The sequence below is a fragment of the Acidovorax soli genome, from assembly GCF_014207955.1.
Taxonomy (GTDB): Bacteria; Pseudomonadota; Gammaproteobacteria; order Burkholderiales; family Burkholderiaceae_C; genus Acidovorax; species Acidovorax soli_A.
On record NZ_JACHLK010000028.1, the window covers coordinates 12,436 to 32,882 of the forward strand.

At 70.6% G+C, this 20,447-nt stretch carries 17 protein-coding genes; 12 read left to right on the forward strand and 5 right to left on the reverse strand.

Going from position 1 to position 20,447, the window contains the following annotated elements; genetic code table 11:
* The first annotated feature begins 4 nt into the window (after positions 1-4).
* From HNP48_RS33775 to HNP48_RS33785, 3 genes are all read left to right on the forward strand, one after another.
* On the forward strand, positions 5-685 hold the full coding sequence (locus HNP48_RS33775; protein ID WP_184865761.1) for a DUF6796 family protein: 681 nt from the start codon (positions 5-7) through the stop codon (positions 683-685).
* A 97-nt stretch (positions 686-782) separates the two neighbouring features.
* Complete coding sequence (locus HNP48_RS33780; RefSeq protein ID WP_184865762.1) at positions 783-1,265, forward strand: tetratricopeptide repeat protein; 483 nt, start codon at positions 783-785, stop codon at positions 1,263-1,265.
* A 122-nt stretch (positions 1,266-1,387) separates the two neighbouring features.
* Complete coding sequence (locus HNP48_RS33785; RefSeq protein ID WP_184865764.1) at positions 1,388-1,723, forward strand: hypothetical protein; 336 nt, start codon at positions 1,388-1,390, stop codon at positions 1,721-1,723.
* 45 nt (positions 1,724-1,768) lie between these two features.
* Here the strand turns inward: HNP48_RS33785 and HNP48_RS33790 are convergent, their stop codons facing one another.
* The 3 genes from HNP48_RS33790 to HNP48_RS33800 form a co-directional block, all read right to left on the reverse strand.
* Entirely contained in the window at positions 1,769-4,231 is a 2,463-nt protein-coding gene (locus tag HNP48_RS33790; RefSeq protein ID WP_184865766.1) for a TonB-dependent receptor, read from the reverse strand.
* A gap of 119 nt (positions 4,232-4,350) precedes the next feature.
* Complete coding sequence (locus HNP48_RS33795) at positions 4,351-5,418, reverse strand: FecR family protein (RefSeq protein ID WP_184865768.1); 1,068 nt, start codon at positions 5,416-5,418, stop codon at positions 4,351-4,353.
* Positions 5,419-5,428: 10 nt separating this feature from the next.
* The gene (locus tag HNP48_RS33800) at positions 5,429-5,905 is read right to left on the reverse strand and encodes an RNA polymerase sigma factor (RefSeq protein WP_184865770.1); all 477 of its coding nucleotides are present in this window, start codon (positions 5,903-5,905) and stop codon (positions 5,429-5,431) included.
* Between the two features lie 251 nt (positions 5,906-6,156).
* On the opposite strand from HNP48_RS33800, the gene HNP48_RS33805 reads away from it, so the two are divergent.
* The 3 genes from HNP48_RS33805 to HNP48_RS33815 all read left to right on the forward strand — a co-directional run bounded on the left by HNP48_RS33805 (position 6,157) and on the right by HNP48_RS33815 (position 10,298).
* Positions 6,157-6,498 (forward strand): DUF1330 domain-containing protein, encoded by a 342-nt coding sequence (locus HNP48_RS33805; RefSeq protein ID WP_184865772.1) that lies wholly within the window; start codon positions 6,157-6,159, stop codon positions 6,496-6,498.
* 211 nt (positions 6,499-6,709) lie between these two features.
* Complete coding sequence (locus HNP48_RS33810) at positions 6,710-8,491, forward strand: DUF3592 domain-containing protein (RefSeq protein ID WP_184865774.1); 1,782 nt, start codon at positions 6,710-6,712, stop codon at positions 8,489-8,491.
* Between the two features lie 133 nt (positions 8,492-8,624).
* Positions 8,625-10,298 carry a hypothetical protein gene (locus tag HNP48_RS33815; RefSeq protein WP_184865776.1) on the forward strand — a complete coding sequence of 558 codons (1,674 nt, stop codon included), beginning with the start codon at positions 8,625-8,627 and terminating at the stop codon, positions 10,296-10,298.
* A gap of 36 nt (positions 10,299-10,334) precedes the next feature.
* On the opposite strand, the gene HNP48_RS33820 is transcribed toward HNP48_RS33815, so the two are convergent.
* On the reverse strand, positions 10,335-12,476 hold the full coding sequence (locus tag HNP48_RS33820; RefSeq protein WP_184865778.1) for a TonB-dependent siderophore receptor: 2,142 nt from the start codon (positions 12,474-12,476) through the stop codon (positions 10,335-10,337).
* A 243-nt stretch (positions 12,477-12,719) separates the two neighbouring features.
* On the opposite strand from HNP48_RS33820, the gene HNP48_RS33825 reads away from it, so the two are divergent.
* The 5 genes from HNP48_RS33825 to HNP48_RS33845 all read left to right on the forward strand — a co-directional run bounded on the left by HNP48_RS33825 (position 12,720) and on the right by HNP48_RS33845 (position 18,907).
* Entirely contained in the window at positions 12,720-13,187 is a 468-nt protein-coding gene (locus tag HNP48_RS33825; protein ID WP_184865780.1) for a sigma-70 family RNA polymerase sigma factor, read from the forward strand.
* Complete coding sequence (locus HNP48_RS33830) at positions 13,184-14,170, forward strand: FecR family protein (protein WP_260420488.1); 987 nt, start codon at positions 13,184-13,186, stop codon at positions 14,168-14,170. Before HNP48_RS33825 ends, HNP48_RS33830 begins: the two co-directional genes overlap by 4 nt.
* Positions 14,171-14,263: 93 nt before the next feature.
* Positions 14,264-16,849: a TonB-dependent siderophore receptor gene (locus HNP48_RS33835; protein WP_184865782.1), complete on the forward strand. Its 2,586-nt coding sequence runs from the start codon at positions 14,264-14,266 to the stop codon at positions 16,847-16,849.
* A 115-nt stretch (positions 16,850-16,964) separates the two neighbouring features.
* Positions 16,965-18,602: a PepSY domain-containing protein gene (locus HNP48_RS33840; protein WP_184865784.1), complete on the forward strand. Its 1,638-nt coding sequence runs from the start codon at positions 16,965-16,967 to the stop codon at positions 18,600-18,602.
* On the forward strand, positions 18,599-18,907 hold the full coding sequence (locus HNP48_RS33845; protein WP_184865786.1) for a hypothetical protein: 309 nt from the start codon (positions 18,599-18,601) through the stop codon (positions 18,905-18,907). The genes HNP48_RS33840 and HNP48_RS33845 overlap by 4 nt, the downstream gene beginning before the upstream one ends.
* 31 nt (positions 18,908-18,938) lie before the next feature.
* On the opposite strand, the gene HNP48_RS33850 is transcribed toward HNP48_RS33845, so the two are convergent.
* Complete coding sequence (locus HNP48_RS33850; RefSeq protein WP_184865788.1) at positions 18,939-19,571, reverse strand: PepSY domain-containing protein; 633 nt, start codon at positions 19,569-19,571, stop codon at positions 18,939-18,941.
* Positions 19,572-19,710: 139 nt separating this feature from the next.
* On the opposite strand from HNP48_RS33850, the gene HNP48_RS33855 reads away from it, so the two are divergent.
* On the forward strand, positions 19,711-20,445 hold the full coding sequence (locus HNP48_RS33855; RefSeq protein WP_260420489.1) for a PepSY domain-containing protein: 735 nt from the start codon (positions 19,711-19,713) through the stop codon (positions 20,443-20,445).
* Positions 20,446-20,447: the final 2 nt, after the last annotated feature.

Here is a 20,447-nt window from a genome sequence, read left to right on the forward strand (position 1 = left end):
TGGCATGGGCGCTGGCATGGGCATCTGGGGGGCCGTGCTGCTGTTGGCGGGCGACATGCTGCTGCTCGGCCACTGGGGCGCGGCGGCCGATTTCCGTGCCGGCATGCTGGAGCTGGTTCGCTCGGCCCCGGTGGCGCGCATCTGGGCCGGCGGCCTGCTTGGGCCCGTGGCAGGGGCCTTGCTGGTGGCGGGCTTCTGGCAGGTCTGCCAGGGCGTTCAGGTGCCCGCAGGGCGGGCTGCGCGCGCCATGCTGGGCCTGTTCATGCTGTTTGCCGTGGGCCTGGCGGCCATCCATTCCGTGTGGGCGGTGTTCGAGCTGCTCATCCGCACATGCGTGGACGGCGCTGCCCCTTCGGTCTGCCAGGCGCAGGCCGAGGCCGTGCAGGCGTACATGCGGCTGTCGCTGCTGGGCCTGGCCGTGCCGGGTGCCATGGCCTCGCTGGTCTTGGCCGTGCTGGTGCTGCGCGGGCGCACGCCATGGCCGCGCTGGGCCGTGCTGGCCAACCCATTGCCGCTGGTCGTGGTGTTGCTGCCGGCCTTTGCGGCCGCACCTGCGCCCATCGGCGCGGTGCTGCTGGGCGGGTCGGCAAGCCTTTTGCTGCTGGTGTTCTTCGTGGTGGCCCATGTCAGCGCCAGGAGTGTGCGCGGTGGGCCCCCGGCGGGGCTGGCTGGCGGGCTGCCATAAAAGCCGGGCATGATGCCCGGGTTGCCGGGCCGGCCCCGGGGCGACGGTTTCTCTTCTTCCCTTTTCTCTTCTTCTCTTCTTGCAGGAAGGTAGCGCCATGTCCGATGCACAGCACAACCCCTACGAAGACGCCACGGCGGCCTATGACCGGGGGCACCTGAACAAGGCCTTCCAGGGCTTTCTGGCGGGGGCGCAGGCGGGCGATGTGGACTGCATGGCCATGGTGGCGGTGATGTACGGCGCGGGCGAGGGCGTGCGCATCGACCTGGCGCAATCCATCGAATGGGACAAGAAGGCCATTGCCGCAGGCAGCGAGCTGGCGTTTTTGAACATCGGCATCAGCTACCGCTGCATGGGCGACATGGTGAGCGCCAAGCGCTGGTTCCTGCGCGCGCTGGACGCGGGCGATGCCGAGGCCGCGCTGCAACTGGCCAAGCTCTACATGGTGAGCGAGCTGGAAGCGGACACGGTGCGCAAATACCTGCAGATGGCCCTGGACAGCGCCAAGGCGCTGGACGAGACGAAGCTGGAGGCCCGGCAACTGCTGGCCCTGGGCGCGGCGCAGCCCGGCAAGCGCTAAGGGCCTGGCCGGCGGGGCACGAACCCGGACAGGCCGACGGCCCCCCGTCCTACGAGCCGGGTGTTGGGGGCCTTCGTATTCCCTGTGACGGCAATTGGCCGTTGTCACAGAGGAGATATTCCATGTCGAACCAAGCCATCCAACGCAAGATTCCTGCCCTTCGCCAGCTTGTGGCCGTGCCGCTGATCGCGGTTGCCGCGCTGGGGCTGTCCGCCTGCGACAGCATGGGCTCCAAGTCGGGTTCGGGCAAGCCCATGTCCAGCATGGGCAGCGGCGGCAGCACCACCGGTGCCTCCAGCAGCGCAACCGGCATGACCGGGCCTGCGGGCACCAGCCCTTCGTCCAGCGGCAGCGGCACGGGCAATTCGGGCACGGGCGGTGCCGCAGGCCCTGGCGGCACGGGGGGCGCTGCGCCCGGTGCGGCGGGTGCGCCGGGCGGCAGCGGGGGCTCGCGCTGACCGGGTGGCGCGGCCCCAGGGCGGGGCGCGGCCCCCGCGCAGCACTCAGAACCCCACGGTGGCCGAGAGTGCCAGCGTGCGCGGGGCCCCCACCGACAGTGCACCCAGCCCGGGTGATGCGGCGGCCCAGTAGCTCTTGTCGGCCACGTTGGTCATGCGCGCACGCAGAACCAGGGGCAGGCCGCCCATCTTCGTGCGGTAGCCCACGCCCAGGTCCAGGCGCGACCACGCAGGAATGCGCAGCGTATTGGCGGCATTCACGTACTGAGCGCCGGTGTGCACGGCACCGGCCGACAGCGTGAGGCCGGGGGCAAAGGCCGGGTCCCATTCGAGCCCCAGGTTGATCTGCGTGCGTGGCGAGCCGACGGCCGTCTTGCCCTGGTTGGTGCCGCCCGCGGTGCGCGCCAGCACGGCGTCCAGCAGCATCACGCCGCCCTGCAGGCGCACGCCCCGCGCCAGCTCGCCAAAGCCGCTCAGCTCCACGCCCCGGTTGCGCTGCTCGCCGTCCACGCCGAAGCTGGGCAGCCCGCCGTTGGCGCCCGGCGTGGAGAAGGCGCTGGGCTGCGTCATCTGGAACAGGCCCAGCGTGGTGGTGAACTGACCGGTGTCCAGCTTGGCCCCCACCTCGTACTGGCGCGTGACGTAGGGTGCGAATACCTCGCCCGCATTGGTGGTGCCGGTGGGGGCCGTGGGGCCCTGGCTCAGCCCCTCGATGTAGTTGGCATACAGCGAGAGGTGGGACAGCGGCTTGACCAGCAGCGCGATGGCCGGCGTGGTGGCGCTGCGCCCGTAGGTGGAGTTGCGCACGCTGGGCACCTGGCCGTTGTAGCCGTCGGCCACCACCCGCTGAAAGCGCACCCCGAGCGTGAGCTGCAGCCTCTCGTCCAGGAAGGACAGGGTGTCGGCCACCGCGATGCCCGAGAGCCGCTGCTTGCTGAGCAGCCGGGGCTCTGTGTCGTAGCCCGACAGGTCGGGCGGCGCGAGCGGGGTGGGCTGGTAGAGGTTGGAGTTGGGGGTGCTGACGGTGTGCGTGAGGTTCAGGCGCTCCTGCCATAGCATGCTGGCGCTGGCGCTCAACTGGTGGTGCACGGCGCCGGTGGCGAAGTGGGCGCGCAGGCCGGCCTCGGCCGTCTGGTTGTCCACGTCGTCGAAGAAGTTCAGGTTGCGTTCCGTGAAGTTGCCGTTTGCGTCCGTGAGGGTGGGAATGCTCACCAGCAGGTCGGTGGGGTTCTTGCGAAAGCCGACTGCGGCATAGGCCGTGGTGCGGGGCGACAGGTCCACCTCGCCGCGCAGCATGCCGTGCACCGAGCTCAGCTCCACAAAGCCCCAGGGCTGGGCGAAGTTGGCGCCGGCGCGCGGTGCGTCGGGCACGCGCGTGAGCCCGGCGCCGATGGCGGCGGGCCGCATCGAGGCCTCGGTGCGGCGGTCCAGGTAGCCCAGGTCGGCGCCCAGGCGCACGCCCGGGCTGCGGTAGTCCAGGCCCGCGCTCAGGCTGCGCACGTCGGCGTGCTGGCGGTCGGTGGCGGTGCCGCCCTGGCCGGCCATGGCGTTCAGGCGCAGGCCCAGCGCCTGGTCGGGGCCGAAGCGGCGCCCCAGGTCGAGGTGGCCCGCGAAGTAGCCGCCGGATTCGTAGCTGGCCGTGATCTGCGAGAGCGGCGCGTCGCCCGCGCGCTTGGGCACCAGGTTGATCACGCCGCCCAGCGAGCCGCTGGGCGAGACGCCGTTGAGCAGCGCGCTCACGCCCCGGAACACCTCCACGCGCTCGATGCTTTCGATAGGGATGTAGGTGCGCGGCGCAATGCCGAACAGGCCGCCGAACGCCACGTCGCCCGCGTTCACCTGGAAGCCGCGCAGGATGAAGTTGTCGCTGTAGCCGCCGCGCGAAGACCAGTCGCTGCGGATCGAGGCCTCATTGGCCAGCACGTCGGCCAGCGACTTGGCCTGCTGGTCCTGGATGATCTGCGCGGTGTAGGCGCTGACGGAGAACGGTGTCTCCATCAGGCTGCGGTTGCCCAGCATGCCGATCTGCGCGCCGCGCGCGAGCTGGCCGCCCGGCGCGGGGGCGGGCAGTTCGTGGGGCGCGGGCTCGGTGCTGGCGGCAACGGTCACCGTGGCCAGTGTGGCGGTGCCCGCTGCGGGGGCGGCCAGCACCGTGACGGCAGAGGTGCCGCTGCGCACGAAGCGCAGGCCGCTGCCCGCCAGCACGCGTTCGAGCGCCTGCGGCAGGGTCATGCTGCCCTGGAGCGCGGGCGCGGTCTTGCCCTCCAGCAGCGCGCCTTCACCCCCGATGGACGTGCCGAAGCGGCGCGACAGCGCCGCCAGCGTGGCGGGCAGGGGCTGCGCAGGCAGGGCCAGCGCGGCCGGGGTGGTCCAGGCGCTACCGCCAGGGTCCTGGGCCTGGGCCAGGCCGGGGGCGGCGAGCGTCCAGGCGGCGCAGGCCAGTGCCACGGCGGCAAGGCGGGTGGGGCGGGTAGGGGCGGCGTGGCGGCGGGCGGAATGCGGGTTCATGTCCATGCTCATGTTCGAAGGCCTTTCAAGGGGTTTCGAACAGAAGACAATCCAGCCGGGCCCAACCCCACAAAAATTTTTTGCGCCGATGTGGGGTGGGCCTGCGCTTGAACAGGTTCTTACCTGGGCAGCCGTGCAATCTCGACGCTGCCTTCGCGGCTGTTGGTGTGCTCGGCGCGCAGCGGCAGCATGAGGGCCAGCGCATCGAGGAAGGCCTGCGGGTCGCGCACCGCGTAGCGCCCCGTCACGCGCATGGCGTGCAGTTCGGGGTCGTCGGCCAGGCGCAGCGGCTTGCCCAGGTAGTCGTTCCAGCGCGCTGCCACTTCGGTCAGGCGCGCATTGCGGAACACCAGCCAGCCCTGCTTCCAGGCGCCCACGTCGGCCGGGTCCACACTGGCGCGCGGGCCCAGGCCCTGTGGCCCCGCTTCCACCGCCTCGCCGCGCAGCAGCTCGATGCCGGGCGGATCGTCCGCCTCCAGGGTCTGCACGGCCTGCCCGGCCTGTGCGCCAGCCCATACGGCCACGCGGCCCTGCGCCACCTGGACCTGCATGCGGCCGTCGCGTGCGGCCACGGTGAACACGGTGCCCAGCACGCGCACGCGCCCGAAGGGCGTTTGCACGAGGAAGGGGCGCTCGCTGTCGGGTGCCACGTCGAAGCGGGCCTCGCCGTGCGCCAGCTGCACCACGCGCTGGCCGCGGAACCAGCGGATCTGCACTGCCGTGTGCGCCGCCAGGTCCAGCTGGCTGCCATCGGGCAGGGTGTGCGACAGGGCTTGCGCGCGGCCGGTGCGCAGCGCCAGCTCGAAGGTGGGCTGGTGCCAGTACCAACGCCCGCCCAGGCCCAGCGCGGCCAGCAGGCCGGTGGCGCCCAGCAGGCCGACGGCGCGGCGCCGGCCCTGGCGCTGCTGGGCGGCCGAGGGTGGGGCGGCGCTGGTGGCGCGCAGGCCGCTGGCGTCGGTGGCGTTCCAGATGCGCTGGGCGGTGCCTGCGGCCTCGGCATGGGCGGGCAGGGCCTGGCGCCAGGCGGCCAGCTCGGCCTCGGCCGCGGCGGCCTCGTGCGCGGTGCCGCCGTGGATGCGGGCGATCAGCGTCAGCGCATGCGCCACCAGCTTGCGCGGGGCGCGGCGCTCGTCGGCGCGCAGCAGCGGCTCGGGCGCGCCGGGCGTGGGGTGGGGGTGGTGCTGCATGGCCTGTGGGTCAGTCTCTGGCGCTGGTGTAGCCGGCGCAATCGAGCAGGGCGCGCGTGATGTGCCGCTCGACTGCCTTGGTGCTGATTTCCATGTGCGCGGCGGTCTGCGCGTGGCTCATGCCGTGCACGCGCACCAGGATGAAGGCATCGCGCCGCTTGCGCGGCATGCGCTGCAGCAGCGCCAGCAGCCGGTGCAGTTGCTGGCGGGCGCTGACCTCGCGCTCCACCGAAGGAGCGCTGTCACAGTGCACCAGCGCCAGCGTGTCGAGCATGCGCACCTCTGCCGCGCGCCGCAGGGCCTGGTTGGTGAGGACGTTGCGGGCCGTCTGGTACAGCAGCGCGCGGGGCTCGAAGACCGGCTTGCCGGTGCTCTGCAGTGCCAGCACGCGGGAATAGGCCTCCTGCACGACGTCGGCCGCCGTGTCGCCGTTGCCGGCCCTGCGGGTGAAATACCGCAGCAATTCTCGATAGTAGCGCTCGGGCACGGGACACCTCAGCCGGTGTGGACCAGGAACTCCCTTCGTGGCTGAGATGTGGCGGCGGCTGATCCAAAACGCGGGAGGCGTGCAGAAATTATCGCACGCGCCTGCGCCATGGCCGGGCTGGCCAAGGGGGCTGCGGCGCCGCCCGCCGCCCCGCTTCGTGCGGTGCATGACCTGTCAGGTAATCGACCCGCAGCAAGGCCTTGCCTACAGTGGACCCATCGCAACCCACCAAGCCACGAAGGAGATCCACCATGACCGCATACGCCATCGGCCTGCTCGAAGACCTGCAGTTCGGCCCCGACATCGTGAGCTACCTGCAGCGCATCGACGCCACGCTGGCGCCCTATGGCGGCGAGTTCCTGGTGCATGGCACGCGGCCCGAGCTGCGCGAAGGCAGCTTTGGCGGCGACTGCGTGGTGATCGCCTTCCCGAGCATGGAACAGGCGCGCGCCTGGTACGACTCGGACGCCTATGCGCCGCTGATCCCGCTGCGCACGCAGCATTCGCGCTCCACGGTGTTCCTGTTGGAGGGGGTGAAGGAGCTGCCCTACCGCGCCGCGGGCCTGCTGGACAAGCTGGGCGTGGCGGCATAGGCCTGTCCGTGCCGGTCGCGGGGGGAGAAGAGGAACCTTCGGCGTGGCCCAACCCGGCTGAAGTCCCCGTGCTTCGGCGGTGAAGCCGCAGGCCGCGATGTGGTCCCTGTGCCACAGACACCCGGCAAGCTGCATGGAATTGCCCTGCGGCCGTGGTGGGGATTTCTACACTGCGGGCTTCCATCCATCGCCCCCCTGGAGCCCCGCCCGCATGGCCATGACCACCACCTTGAACCGCAAGAACATGCCCCCACGGGGCTGGCTGGTGCTGGGGTTGTTTGCGCTGCCTTTCGCCGTGGTGGGGCTGGTGTTTCTGTTCGCAGCCATCGTGCCCACGCTGTACGACGGCTGGCGCATGCAGGCCTGGCGGCCGGTGCCGGCCACGCTGGTGGATGCGGCGCTGCAGACCTACCGCCCGGGCAAGGGCAAGGTGACGTACGGCGTGAGCGCCACATACCACTACACGCTGGGCGGTGTGCGCTACACGGGCACGCGGGCTGCCATCAACGCCGGGCCTGACGATGTGGCCCACTTCCAGTACAGCCTGGGCAAGCGGCTGGAGCGGGCGCACCAGGCGCGCGAGCCGGTGACGGCCTATGTGAACCCCGCCGACCCGGCACAGGCGGTGCTGGACCGCAGCATCCGCTGGCCGCTGCTGCGCCTGTGGTCCATTTTCGTGGTGACTTTTGGCGGTGTGGGCGTCGGCCTCATGGCCTGGGCCTGGCGCAACCACCGCCGGGGCAGCCGGGGCGAAGACCTGTACCCCGCCACGGCCGGCGGCCATGTGCAAGGCATCGCGCCCGAGGGGGGCGGCAGCGCTGGCCCCATCAGCAGCCTGCAGAAGCTGGAGACCCGTCTGCTCGCCGGCTTTGCCGTGGCGGCGCTGGGCATGAGCGTATGGCTGTGCCTGCAGGTGCTGCCCGGTGCCTGGCAGGGCCGGCCTGCGGCCGCCATCGTGCTGGTCTTTCCGCTCATCACCCTGGGGCTGCTGCGTGCGCTGTACAGGCGCCGGCGCATGCGCCTGCGCTTTGGCGATGCGCAGCTCGCTCTGAGCCTGCTGCCCGTGCGCCTGGGCGCGCCGTTCACGGCGCAGGTGGACATTCGCGCGCCATTGCGCCAGACCATGCGCTACAGCGCGCGCCTGCTGTGCCTGCGCAGCCGCAGCCTGCGCATGGGCGACGAGCGGCATGAGACCGAAGACCTGCAGTGGAGCGCCAGCGCGCGCGCCCAGGTGCATGCGCAAGGCCCGGGCACGGTGCGCCTGCGGTGGCGGCTGCAGGTGCCTGCGGGCCTGCCCACCAGCGATGAGCCCGGCGTGCACTGGCGCCTGGAGATCCTCGATGAGGACGATGCCCATGGCTACCGCGCGCAGTTCCGCGTGCCCGTGGTGGCGGGTGCCGGCGTGGCTGTGGCAGCGGGAGGCGATGGCACGCAGGCCCTGGTGGACGACGAGGGCCTGGTGCCCGGCACCGATCCGTTGGCCGGTGTGTGCCGGCTGCAGCCGCTGCCTGGCGGTGGCGTGCAGATCACGCAGCCTGCGGGGCGCATGTGGCGCGCGCAGCGCGTTGTCATCCTTACCGGGGCGCTCATCGGCGTGCCGCTGTTCCTGGCGCTCGCCGTGCTCGCACCGCTGCCGGTGCGCCTGGGCGCCAGCCTGGCCGCCGCGCTGCTGGTGGCCTGGGCCTTGTTCGCCGTGGGCAACCGGCGCACCAGCACGCTGAGCGCGCAGCAAGGCATCCGCATGGAACGGCAGCTGCTGGGCCTGCGCACCGCCTTCACCCAACGCCCCGCGGCCGATGTGCAGGGCCTGGCCATCCGCCTGGCCTACCGGCAAAGCCTGGGCAATGGCCCGGGCGAAGAGGTCTACACCTTGTACGCCCGGCTGCGCGGCGGCGGATCCATCACCCTGGCCGACAGCCTGAGCGGCAAGCCGGCCGCGCGCCAGGCGCTGCACGCGGCGGTGCGCCTGAGCGGCTACGGGCACTTGCAGTAACACATCGCCACAATTTCCCGCCCACCCGCGCGCGCGCTGGCCGCAAAGTTGGTGACACTGGGCGGCGGCCCGCCAGTCGCGGCGGATGCCCGTTGGCCCAACACACAAGCGACACCGGGAGGGATTCTTCACCATGGCAACCACCACCAGGGCGGGCCGCGCTGCCGCGCCCCGCGCCACCGTATCGGCCATCGCCACCGCAGCGGCCCTGCTGCTGGGCCTGGCAGCCTGTGCCGGCCGTGCCACGGCGGCCACACCCCTGCCTCCCGCGCTGGCCAGCGCCAGCACCTGTTTCCATGCGGGCCAGGGCCTGGTGGGCCGGGCGCTGCTGGACCTGGGGCCCGAGAGCCCCGATGCGCTGTTCGATCTGTACAAGGGCGTGCATTGGCAGGGGGCCTGGGCCTTCCAGAACACGCAGGGCCAGTGGGTGGTGCTGCCGCCGGGCATCGGCGTGGTGCCGCCGGTGGCGCGCGCGGTGCAGCACCCCCGGCGCGGTCTGGCAGGGGCTGGGGCAGCGACGCTGGAGGTGGGCCTGTCCGAGCCCGGCCTGCAGGGGCCGGGCATGCTGCCCGGGATCACGCTCTTCGTGGGCTACGGGGCCGCGGGGGCGCAGAGCTTCGAGGACCTGCTGGCGCGCCAGCGCTTTGGCGTGGTGGCGCAGTTTGCCGGCAATGAGCCGGTGCGCGCCAACTGCGATGCCGCGGCGCCCACGCCCGGGGTGGCCATCGTGCCCGCGCCCGCCCCATCGCCGCCGGGCACGGGGACCAGCCCGGCCCCCGCACCGGCGCCGGCCCAGGGCGGCAGCTTCAGCCACGGCAGCCGCTACACCATCCAGGCCGCGAACCTGGGCACCAAGGCCGACCACAACGTGGGCAACTACCGCTACCAGGGCCAGCGCCACCTGCTGGCGCGCTTTTCCGATTTCGACAACGCGGGCGCCGCCACGCCGGCCGCCAACACCAAGGCGGGCTGGCAGGCGCACCTCGATGGCATCTACCCCATCCTCACGTCCACCGATTTCAACGCCCTGGCCACGGCCTCGGGCGCCACGGTGGAGCACAGCGGCGGTGTCACGCCCTCGGGCCGCTGGCTCAAGCGGCGCATCACGCAGGGCGTGCGCGACCAGTTTCCCAGCAACTACCGGCTGCGCAACTGGAACCTGTGGGATACGCGCGGCTACCAGGCGCAGATGTACTTCACGGGCTATGTGAACCTGTCTTCCATCAATGCGCCGGGCAAGTACTACCGCTTTTACTGGACCGACTCGAGCAACGCCAACAACAACGTCTGGACGGCCAAGGAGGGCGGCTCGATGACGGCGCGCGCCGAGGGCGCCAACACCGGCGTGCCCGGCATCTACTCCGACGCGCCCGTGCGCTACCAGTCGAATACCTGGGTGCGCTACGAGATCCTGGCGGACTTTGCCAACGACCGCGTCTCGTTCTATGCCGATGGCAAGCCGCTCATGGACGCCTCGCGCGGCTACACCGGCGTGAACACCGGCTGGCTGGGCGTGGGCGGCAAGCTCGACTACTTTCTGCTCAACAACACGGTGGAGATGGATGGCGAGGCCGGCGAGTTCGTGGGCCACGCCATGCCCTACCTGGACTTCAGCTTCCAGCGCATCGAGCTGGCCGACGCGGCCGACTGGTCGCGCCGCACCGACGCCGTGGTGCAGGTGCCCACGCGCTGGGGCAATGGCAGCGTGGACATCGTGGTCAACCAGGGGCGCTTTGCCAACCTGGAGGGCAAGCACCTGTTCCTGCTTGACGGCATGCAGGCCACCTATCTGGGACCGTTGAAGTGAAGCAGTGGGCGCAACCGGCCCAGGGCCGGGTGCGGATCAGAACGAGACCGTGGTGGACAGCTTGAAGGTGCGTGGCGCGCCGGCCATCACGAAGCCGTCGCCGAAGGTGCCGATCCAGTACTTCTTGTCGCCCACGTTTTCCACGCTGGCGTTGAAGCGCACGGGCGTGGCGCCGAACCGGGTGGCGTAGCTGGCGTTCAGGTCCAGGCGGCTCCACGAGGGCATGCGCAGGCGGTTGCCCGAGTCGGACCACTGCGAGCCGGTGTGGATGAAGCGGCCGCCCACCTTGAGGCCCTGCACGGGGGTCTGCCAGTCCATGCCGATGCGCACGCGCAAGTCGGGCGTGCCGAAGGTGTCGCGGCCGGTGTTGCGCTGCTCGGATGTGATGTGCGTGATGCCGCCCAGCAGGGACACGGTCTGCGCCACCTGGCCGTACATGCTCCATTCCACGCCGCGCAGGCGCTGCTCGCCGGCGTCCACCAGGGTGGGCAGGGGGGCCGCGTTGTTGCTGATGAAGGAGGGGCGCTTGATCTCGAAGGCGCTCACGGTGTGCGTGAGCGCGCCGGTCTGCAGCTTCACGCCCAGCTCGAACTGCTTGGTCTGCTTGGGTGCCAGGGATGCGCCGGTGTTGGTGTAGCCCACGCCCACCACCTGGCCGGGCTCCAGGCCCTCGGTGTAGTTGCCGAACAGCGAGACGCTTTCGCCCCAGGGCCGCAGCACGGCGGCCAGCATGGGCGAGAAGCGGCTTTCGCTGTACTTTTGCAGGGGCATCTTCACCGTCTGGTGGCGCCCGCCCACGGTGAGCAGCACTTTTTCGTCGGCAAAGGCCATGGTGTCGGCCACGGCGAGCGAGCGGAAGTCGTTCTCGGTGGTGTAGCCGTTGAAGACCGGCGCGGCGGGGAAGGTCGGCACCACCGGGTTGTACATGTTGGTGGTGTAGCAGTAGTTGCAGGCCGTGTTGTAGGAGCCTTCCTGGTGCTTGAGGATGTTGGCCGACAGCTGCAGGCGGTGCTTGATGCTGCCGGTGGCGAACTGGCCGATCACGCCAGCCTCGGCCGTGCGGCGCTCGGACTTGGTGTGCACGTTGTAGATGGCGCCGCGCGTGGTGCCATCGGCGCCGGTGACGAAGGCGCGGGTGCCGAACAGCAGGCCTTGGCCCTCGGCTTCGGAGCCGCCCAGCGCGAAGTAGCCCTGCCAGTCCTGGCTGAAATCGAACTCGGCACGCGCCAGGGCGCCGCTGTTCTCGTACTTGCCGTGCGTGCCGCGGAACATGTTGGTGTCGCCCTCGGGCGGCGCCAGCAGGCGGCCCACGCCGGGGATCGCGGCATTGCCCAGGAAGTTGAACATGCCCGGGCTGCCGCCTTCGATCTTGTTGGCGCTGTTGTACACATCGAGCGAGAAGCGTGCGCGCTCGCCCAGGTAGTCCAGTGCCAGTGCGCCCACGCGGCGGGTCTGGTCCTCGTCCTTGGCGCCCATCTCGCCGCTGCCGTAGACGCCGTTGAAGCGCACGCCCAGGCGCTTTTCGTCGCCAAAGCGCTTGCCCACGTCAGCATGGCCCTGGAAGTACGAGCGCGAGCCGTAGGTCAGCGTCAGGTCGGCCACCGGCTGGGCGAGCGCGCGCTTGGTCACCATGTTCACGGTGCCTGCCACGCTGGACAGCGGCGGCATGCCCGAGAGCAGCACATTGGGGCCGCGCAGCACCTCGATGCGCTCGAACATCTCCACCGGCACCGAGTTGGCCGGGGCGATGCCGTACAGGCCGTTGGTGGCGATGTCCATGGCCGTCATGTCCAGGCCGCGCAGGTTGAAGTTCTGCAGCAGGTGGTTCTTGTTGGTGGTGAAGACGATGGCGGAGTCGTTCTCCAGCACGTCCTGCAAGGTCAGCGCCGACCAGTCTTCGGCCAGCTCGCGCGTGTAGGCGTTGACGTGGACCGGCGCCTCCATGATGGAGGTGGCACCCAGGATGCCCAGGCGCGCGCCCGATGCGGCCTTGTGGCCGGGGGCGCGCACAGGCAGGTCTTCACGCTCGTACTTGCTGCGCACGTTGACCTGCTCCAGCGTGGCCGCGGGAGCGGTTGCCGTCTGGGCGCCTGCGGTGGCGGCGGCCAGGGAGACGCTCAGGGCGAGCACCGACAGGGCGATGGGGGTGGGTCGAACGGACCGGCGGTGGATGGGCATGGATCTGCTTCCTCTCTGTGTTGTATTGAATGAAAACTATTCTCATTCTATTTCTTCTTGTAACGGAGACCGCCATGTTCCCGTTTCGGCCGTGGCGCTGGTGCTGCGAAAATCAATGAGAGTGATTCTCATTTTCTGATAGAGTCGCCGCTTTTCCAGATCCCCAGGGCGGCGTGCGGCCCGGGGCCCGTGCCGGTGCGGCGTGCCTTTTGGCGTGCCTTGTGGCGCGCTGAGGTGTTTGTTGTGGCTGCGAACTATTACGCGGAACTTGTCCGTTTCTTTGCCCATTCGCTGAGGGATCGCGAGGCTGCGGCCGATGTGGTGCAGGAGAGCTATGCCCGGGTGTTTGCGCTGCAGGCACGCGATGTGGCGGTGCGCGATCTGCGCGCGTTGCTGTTTCGCACGGGCAAGAACATCGTGATCGACGATGCGCGCCGGCGCCTGGCCGAGGCGCACATGCTGCAGACCCTGGCCCTGGTCAGCGCCCAGGAGGCACCTTCGACGGAGCGCCAGGTGGCCGGGCGCGAGCAGCTGGTGCTGCTGTCGCGCTGCCTGCATGCCATGCCGCGCAAGCGGCGCGAGGTCTTCGTGCTGGTGCGCATCTATGGCTTCAGCCATGCCGAGGCGGCAGCGCACATGGGCATCAGCGAGGCCGCCATCGAGAAGCACGTGGTGCGCGCGGTGTGCGACTGCATGGGGCTGGCGCCATGATGGCCGGCAACCCGCTGCATGGCACGCGCGACCGCAAGCGGCTTGAACATGCGCTGCTGCTGATCGCCCGCCAGCATGGCGGCAGCCCGCAGGTGGCGCGGCAAGCCGCTGCGGCGCTGGCGCGCTGGCGTGCCGAGGAGCCCGGCAACGAGCTGGCGGCGCGGGCGGCCCTGGCGGGCTGGGCCGTCACGGAGGGCGCGGGCCTGCAGGGCGAGCTGCCGCTGCCGGCCACCCAGGCGGTGCGGCGGCGCCGTGCGCTGTCGGTGCTGGGCGTGGCCGGCCTGGCGGGGCTGGCGGGCGTGCTGGGCCGCTGGCACTGGCTGCAGCCGCTGGAGCGCCTGGCCCTGCACACCGGCCACGCGCAGCAACTGGGCCGGGACCTGCCGGACGGCACGCGGCTGGACCTGGCGCCCGGCACGGACGCATCGGTGGTGTTCTACCGCCAGCGCCGCGAGGTGCATCTGCTGCAGGGCGAGATCCGCCTGGACGTGGCGCACGATGCCGCGCGCCCGCTCGAGGTGCTGACCCCCCTGGGGCGTGTGCGCGTGCTGGGCACGGTATTTTCCGTGGCGCAGCGGCCCGGCGCCGGCCTGCAGGTCGGCGTGGCCGAAGGGCGCGTGGGCGTTTGGCGAGCAAGCTCCACCGATGGCGATCCCGATGCTGTGCTGACCCAGGGCCAGGGCCTGCACCTCGATGCCGCCGGCCAGCTGGTGCGCCAGTCGCTCAATGCCGAGGATGTGGGCGCCTGGCGCGAAGGCTGGCTGGTGTTCGACCAGACGCCCCTGCCCGAAGTGGTGGCGCGCTGGAACGACTACCTGGCCAAGCCCCTGGTGCTGGAGGGCAGTGCGGGCCTGCAGGCCCTGCGGCTGACCGGCAGCTTCAAGCTGCGCGAGCCTGGTGCCTTCATCGCCAGCCTGCCACGCTCGCTGCCGGTGCGGGTGGAACCTCTGCCCGATGGGCGCATGGCCATCCACCTGCGCTGACGCAGCCCCTCAAAAATATTTGTCCGGTAAATCCGGTGTGGTCCGTCTTCACTGTGAACGCACTTAGACACGCACTTCACAGGACGAATTCGGATGAGAAACAACGACAAGGCCCGCTCTTTTTCGCACGGCACCGCCGGCAATGCATTGCGCCCAAGGGGTAGCCGCCTCCAGACGGTCTCCCTGGCCTGCGCCATCGCCTGCCTGGCCGCAGCCGGAGGGGCCGCTGTGCCAGCGGCCCATGCCCAAAGCGGCACCGCCCAGGCGGCCTGGGCCGCTTCGCGCAGCCTGAACCTGCCGGCCCAGCCCCTGGGCCAGGCGCTCAATGCCCTGGCCCGCACCTGGGGGGTGGCCGTGGCCGCGGACGCCGGCCTGGTGCAGGGGCGCATGGCGCCGGCCCTGCAGGGCCCGCTGACGCTGAACGAGGCGCTGGGCAAGGCCCTGGCGGGCAGCGGCCTGGAGGCCGTGCCCGAGGGTGCGGCCATCACCGTGCAGCGCGTGGGCAACCACACCCGGGCGCTGGGCGAGGTGCGCGTCACCGCCCAGGCGCAGCAGGAGGCCACCGAGGGCACGGGCTCCTACGCCGCATCGCATGTGTCCCTGGGCAAGGGGCAGGACCTGCGCGAGACGCCGCAGAGCATCTCGGTCGTGACGCGCCAGCGCATCGAGGACCAGGCCCTGGCCAGCGTGGGCGAGGTGATGCAGCAGACCACCGGCGTGACGGTGAACTATGCCGGCGCGGGCGGCCTGGGCGGCATGGCCACCAGCTTTCTGTCGCGCGGCTTCGAGATCGGCAATGTGCAGATCGACGGCGCCAGCGTGGACGCCTTCAGCCAGCAGCTGTTCGACCCGAACCTGGCCATGTACGACAGCGTGCAGATCGTGCGCGGCGCCAACGGGCTGTTCAGCGGCAATGGCGAGCCGGGCGGCGCCATCAACCTGGTGCGCAAGCGGCCCACGGCGCAGCGGCAGATCCTGGGCGCCGTGGGCATTGGCAGCTGGAGCCGCCGGCAGGCCGAGCTGGATGTGGCCGGCCCGCTGAACGAGGCCGGCACGCTGCGCGGCCGGGCCGTGCTGGCCCACACCGGCAAGGATTTCTTCTACCGGGGCGCGGATGCGCAGGACAGCCTGCTCTACGGCATTCTGGAGGCCGATGTGGGCAGCGCCAGCCGTGTGACGGTGGGCGCCAGCCACGGCAAGCTGCAGACCACGCCCTGGCGCGAGGGCATTCCCCGTGCGCCCAATGGCGACGATCTGAAGCTGCCGCGCAGCACGGCGCTGATGGCTGGCTGGAGCCACTACGACAAGAGCGCCACCGAGCTGTTCGCGCAGTGGGACCAGCAGATTGCCGGCGACTGGAAGCTCAAGGCCCAGGTGAACCTGCAGAAGGTGGACAGCGATGCCCGCCTGGCGAGCCTCACGGGCACCGTGGACCCCGCGACCGGCCTGGGCGCCAACTGGACCGGTTTCTCCAACGACTTCCGCTCCGGGAAGAGAGGCATCGACGTGCATGCCAGCGGGCCGTTCTCGCTGCTGGGGCGCCGGCACAAGCTGCTGGTGGGCGCGGACTGGACCCGGGTGCGCGATGACCAGGACACCTTCTACTCCGAGATGGCCACGCCGGCCTCGCTCACCAACGTCTACGGCTTCGACCCCGGCCGCATTCCCGCGGCGACCAGCGAGCGCAAGACGCGCAGCTACCCCGGCTATGGCGCAACGCAAAAGGCGGTGTATGGGCGCGCCAACCTGAGCCTCACGGACCAGCTCACCGCCATCGTGGGCGGGCGCTATGCGGGCTACGCCTACGACACGCCCTACATCAACTACACCGCGACCGGTGGCATCCGCTCCAGCGGCCGCGAGCACTACAGCGAGAGCGGCATCTTCACGCCCTATGCGGGCCTGGTGTACGACCTGGGCCCGCAGTGGACAGCCTATGGCAGCGTGACCGAGATCCACAAGTCGCAGGCCAACATGCTGGCCGGCCCGCTGCCGGGCAAGCCGCTCGACCCCATCCGGGGCCGCAGCGTGGAGCTGGGCATGAAGGGCGAGCTGGCCGATGGCAAGCTCAACACCGCGTTCGCGCTCTACCGCATCGAGCGCACGGGCCAGGCCGCACGCGACCCCGGCTACCCCGAGACCGACGTGGGCGACCTGGGCCTCTCATGCTGCTATGTGGCCCAGGGCAAGATCGTGAGCCAGGGGGTGGACATGGAGGTCTCGGGCCAGCTGGCGCGGGGCTGGCAGCTGTTTGCCGGCTACACCTACAACCACAACCGCAACAAGACCGACCCGGCGCAGTTGGTCTACAGCTCCATCACGCCCAAGCACTTGTTCAAGCTGTGGAGCACCTACCAGTTGCCGGGCGAGCTCTCGCCCTGGACGCTGGGCGGCGGCGTCACGCTGCAGAGCGCCACCTATGTGAGCGGCACCGTCAACCGCTACAACCCGGCCACGGGCAAGTACGATGGCGCGGCCTTGCCCTTCCGCTTCACGCAGGCGGGCTATGCGGTCTGGAATGCCAGCGTGCAGTACCGCATCAACCGCCACTGGTCGGCCTCGCTGAACCTGAACAACCTGTTCGACAAGACCTACTACAAGGCCGTGGGCTCCATCCACGGGGGCAACTGGTATGGCGAGCCACGCAGTGCCCTCTTGATGCTGCGCGGCAGCTTCTGATGCGGATTTTCCTTCAACCGTCTAACGTCGTTGGTTCGCCTTGCCGTGCTACAGCACTGTCTGCGGCTTCCCGCCTAGTTATACGGCCGAATGCAAATCCGCATGAGCCCCGCGCATGGGCTCCGTAGCCAGGGCCGCGCCCGGCCTGCGCCAGACCATGGCCTGGCTGCACACCTGGTGCGGCCTGGTGTGCGGCTGGCTGCTGTGCGCGATCTTTCTCACCGGCACGATCAGCGTGTTCCGTGAGCCCATCACGCGCTGGATGGAGGCCGCGCCGCTGGCGGAGCAGCCTGCGCGCCCCTTGCCCTGGCAGGAGCGCCTGCAGGCGGTGCAGGTGGGCGCTCGGTATCTGGAACAGAGCGCGCCGGGCGCCGGCACCTGGCATATCCAACTGCCCTTGACCCGTGAAGATGCCGTCACGGTCTTCGCACGCACCCAGGGAGGGCGGGTGGAAGCCCGGTTGCACCCGCAGACGGGTGAGTCGGTGCCCGCCCCGGCCAGGCGCGTGACCGAAGGGGGGCGGCACTTCATGTCTTTCCACTACTCGCTGCAGGGCGGCATCGCGGGCTTCTGGGTGGTGGGGCTGGTGTCCATGGGCATGCTGGTGGCGCTGGTGTCGGGCGTGGTCGTGCACCGCCGCATCTTCCAGGACTTCTTCACCTTTCGCCCCGGCAAGGGCCAGCGCTCGTGGCTTGACGCGCACAACGCCACGGCGGTGCTGGCGCTGCCTTTTCTGTTCATGATCGTCTACACCGGGCTGGCGCATTTCTACGCCAGCTACATGCCCTGGCCGCTGCAGGCGCTGTATGGCACGGCCCCCACGGCCTACAGCCGCTACCAGGCGGAGCTGAACGCCCGGGAGGGCGGCCCCGTGCCCCAGGCTGCCGCCCCCGGTGTGGCAGCCCCCGACCTCGCCGACCTGGTGCAGCGTGCCCAGCCTTTGCTGCAGGAGCCCGTTGCCAGCGTGGTGGTGCAGCGGCCCGCCGCAGGCCCGGCCACGGTGCGCGTGGCGGAGCACAAGCCCGATACCGGCACCAGCCGCCGCATGGTCAACCAGGCCGATGCGGTGCTGTTCGACGCTGCCACGGGCCAGGTGCTGCAGATGCCGCAGCGCGGGGCGCAGCCGCGTTTTGCGAGCGAGGTCTACCCCGTCATCAGCGCATTGCACCTGGTCACCTTTGGCGGCTGGGCGATGAAATGGCTGTACTTCGTCTGCGGCCTGGTGGGCACGGCCATGATCGCCACCGGCCTGCTGCTGTTTGCGGTGAAGCGGCGCAGCAGGGGCGGCAACGAATGGGGCGCGGCCACGCCGGCGATGTACCGCTGCATCGATGCGCTCAACGTGGCTGCGCTGGCGGGCGCAGCCCTGGCCAGCATCGCCTACCTGTATGGCAACCGCCTGCTGCCGCTGGCGCTGCAGGCGCGCAGCAGCTGGGAGATACGCGTCTTTCTCGCGGTGTGGGCGCTGAGCCTGGTGCATGCCCTCCTGCGCCCGCCGCGCCAGGCCTGGCGTGAGCAGTTGTGCGCCGTGGCGCTGATGTGCCTGGCGCTGCCGCTGCTCAACGGCCTGACCACGGGCCAGCACCTGGGCCTCTACCTGGCCCATGGCGACCACCAGCGCGCGGGGCTGGAACTCACCACCCTGGCGCTGGGCCTGCTGGTGGCCTGGGTTGCGTGGCGCCACCATGCCAGCGCCGCCGGGCCGCAGCGGGGTGCAGGAGCGCGCACCACAGCCCGCAGGAGGCTGGCATGAAGACCGCGGCCCGCAGCACGGCGCGCTACCGCTGGGGCGTGCTGTGCCGTGTGCTGCTGGCGGTGCCGGGCGGCTATGGCGTCACGGCGCTGGCCTGCGCGTTGCTGGCGCATGCGCTGGTGGCCCTGGGCGCCATGGACAGGGCGCCTGCCGTGCTGCTGGCGAGCCTGCTGGGCTTTGTGCTGTACACCGGGGTGGTGCTGTGGGCCTTCCATGTGCAACGCCTGCGGCGCGTGGCCGCCGTGCTGCTGGGCACGGGGGCCTTGCTGGGGGCGGCGCTGTGGGTGGTGCAGGGCGGGGTCTGAGCCGGTGCCCTGGCGGCCGCCGTGCCCGGGCTCAGTCGTCCAGCCGCTCGCTGAGCACGCGGCCGGTGTGCGGGTCCAGGCGCAGTTCCACGGCCTGGCCGGCGGTGTTGGTGGCCTCGGCCTCCCAGAAGCCGTCGTCGTACTCCACGCTGCGCACGCGCGTGTAGCCGGCCTGCTGCAGGGACTGGCTGATCTGCGCGGCCGCCAGCACGGGCTGCCCGCCCACGGTGCCGCCGCTGCGGCCCACCTGGCTGAGCACTTCCAGCGTCTGCGGGTGCAGCACGAACTCCACCTTTTCGCCCAGCAGGTTCTGGCGCGCCTCGGCCTGCCAGAAGCCGTCGTCGAGCTCCAGGTCGTGCACATAGGTCCAGCCGCCGGCGCGCAGGGCCTGGGCCACCTGGGCCACGCCGGGCAGGGTGGTGCCGATGTCGCTCTTGCGCACGGCGGTGAAGCTGGCGTCGGCGTCCTTCACGAGCACGGTGGCGCGCTGGCCGTCGTTGGCGATGGCCTTGGCCGTCCAGTAGCCGTATTGCTTTTGCAGGTCGTGCACGGCCACGTACTGGTTCTGGGCGATGACGTGGAGCGCGTCCTGCGCGCCCAGGGCCAGGGCGATGGAGGGCAGGGCGGCGGCCAGGGCCAGGGTGGCAAGGGTCTTCTTCTTCACGGTGCTTTCCTTTCGGGGTTGGTCGGTACGGAGGGCAGTGTGGCCAGCCCTGCCTAAACACGGTGTGAAGCCCTTGTTCATGGGGCGTTTAGCTTCGTCCGCAATAATCCGCGCGATGCAACGAAGGATGAGCCGAAGGATGGGCCTTGTGGCCGCGTGCGCGGCGGCGCTGCTGCTGGCCTGCGCGCCGGCGCTGGCGGCGCCCCCGCTGGGCGTGCCCGCCGAGCAGGAGGCGGCGCGCCGGGGCGTGCTCAACGGGCAGCTCAAGCCGCTCAACAGCGTGATCGCCGAGATCAGCCGCCAGTACAACGGCCGCGTGATCGACGTGGAGACCGAGCGCGGGCGCAAGGGCGAGCTGCGCTATGAGATCAAGCTCATCGACGCGCAGGGCCGCAAGCACGAGGTGCTGGTGGATGCTGCCACAGGCGCCGTGGTGGCGCAGGAGAGCGACTGGCCCACGCAGCCTGTGGGCCCCGCACAGATGGCGCGCTACATCAAGCGGCTGGAGCAGCGCTACGGGGCGCGCGTGTCGGAGCTGGAGTTCGAGCGCGACGCGCAGGGCCAGGCGGTGTACGAGGTCAAGCTCTCCGAGAAGCCCGCGGGTCAGATGAAGCTGCTGATGGACGTGTCCACCGGCGAGGTGATCCACCCGCCCCAGGGCGCCGCGCCCAAGGCCGCGATCAAACCCATGTGGGCCCTGCTCGAATCGCTGCACCCGCGCTTTGCCGGCCTGGTGCTGGAGGTGGAGCTGGAGACCGACCACCGGCGCCAGCCCCACTACAGCGTGGAGCTGCTGCAGCCCAACGGCCACAAGCTGGAGCTTGAGGTGGATGCCGTGACGCTGCAAGTGTTGCGCCAGAAGGTGGACGAATAGAC

Bases quoted from the DNA above. Each gene is read 5' to 3' on its own strand.
- HNP48_RS33810 (WP_184865774.1), top strand. From the start codon at position 6,710: ATGGCCATGACCACCACCTTGAACCGCAAGAACATGCCCCCACGGGGC.
- HNP48_RS33855 (WP_260420489.1), top strand. From the start codon at position 19,711: ATGGGCCTTGTGGCCGCGTGCGCGGCGGCGCTGCTGCTGGCCTGCGCG.
- HNP48_RS33790 (WP_184865766.1), bottom strand. From the start codon at position 4,231: ATGAACCCGCATTCCGCCCGCCGCCACGCCGCCCCTACCCGCCCCACC.
- HNP48_RS33785 (WP_184865764.1), top strand. From the start codon at position 1,388: ATGTCGAACCAAGCCATCCAACGCAAGATTCCTGCCCTTCGCCAGCTT.
- HNP48_RS33805 (WP_184865772.1), top strand. From the start codon at position 6,157: ATGACCGCATACGCCATCGGCCTGCTCGAAGACCTGCAGTTCGGCCCC.
- HNP48_RS33775 (WP_184865761.1), top strand. From the start codon at position 5: ATGGGCGCTGGCATGGGCATCTGGGGGGCCGTGCTGCTGTTGGCGGGC.
- HNP48_RS33835 (WP_184865782.1), top strand. From the start codon at position 14,264: ATGAGAAACAACGACAAGGCCCGCTCTTTTTCGCACGGCACCGCCGGC.
- HNP48_RS33820 (WP_184865778.1), bottom strand. From the start codon at position 12,476: ATGCCCATCCACCGCCGGTCCGTTCGACCCACCCCCATCGCCCTGTCG.
- HNP48_RS33795 (WP_184865768.1), bottom strand. From the start codon at position 5,418: ATGCAGCACCACCCCCACCCCACGCCCGGCGCGCCCGAGCCGCTGCTG.
- HNP48_RS33840 (WP_184865784.1), top strand. From the start codon at position 16,965: ATGGGCTCCGTAGCCAGGGCCGCGCCCGGCCTGCGCCAGACCATGGCC.
- HNP48_RS33830 (WP_260420488.1), top strand. From the start codon at position 13,184: ATGATGGCCGGCAACCCGCTGCATGGCACGCGCGACCGCAAGCGGCTT.
- HNP48_RS33780 (WP_184865762.1), top strand. From the start codon at position 783: ATGTCCGATGCACAGCACAACCCCTACGAAGACGCCACGGCGGCCTAT.
- HNP48_RS33845 (WP_184865786.1), top strand. From the start codon at position 18,599: ATGAAGACCGCGGCCCGCAGCACGGCGCGCTACCGCTGGGGCGTGCTG.
- HNP48_RS33815 (WP_184865776.1), top strand. From the start codon at position 8,625: ATGGCAACCACCACCAGGGCGGGCCGCGCTGCCGCGCCCCGCGCCACC.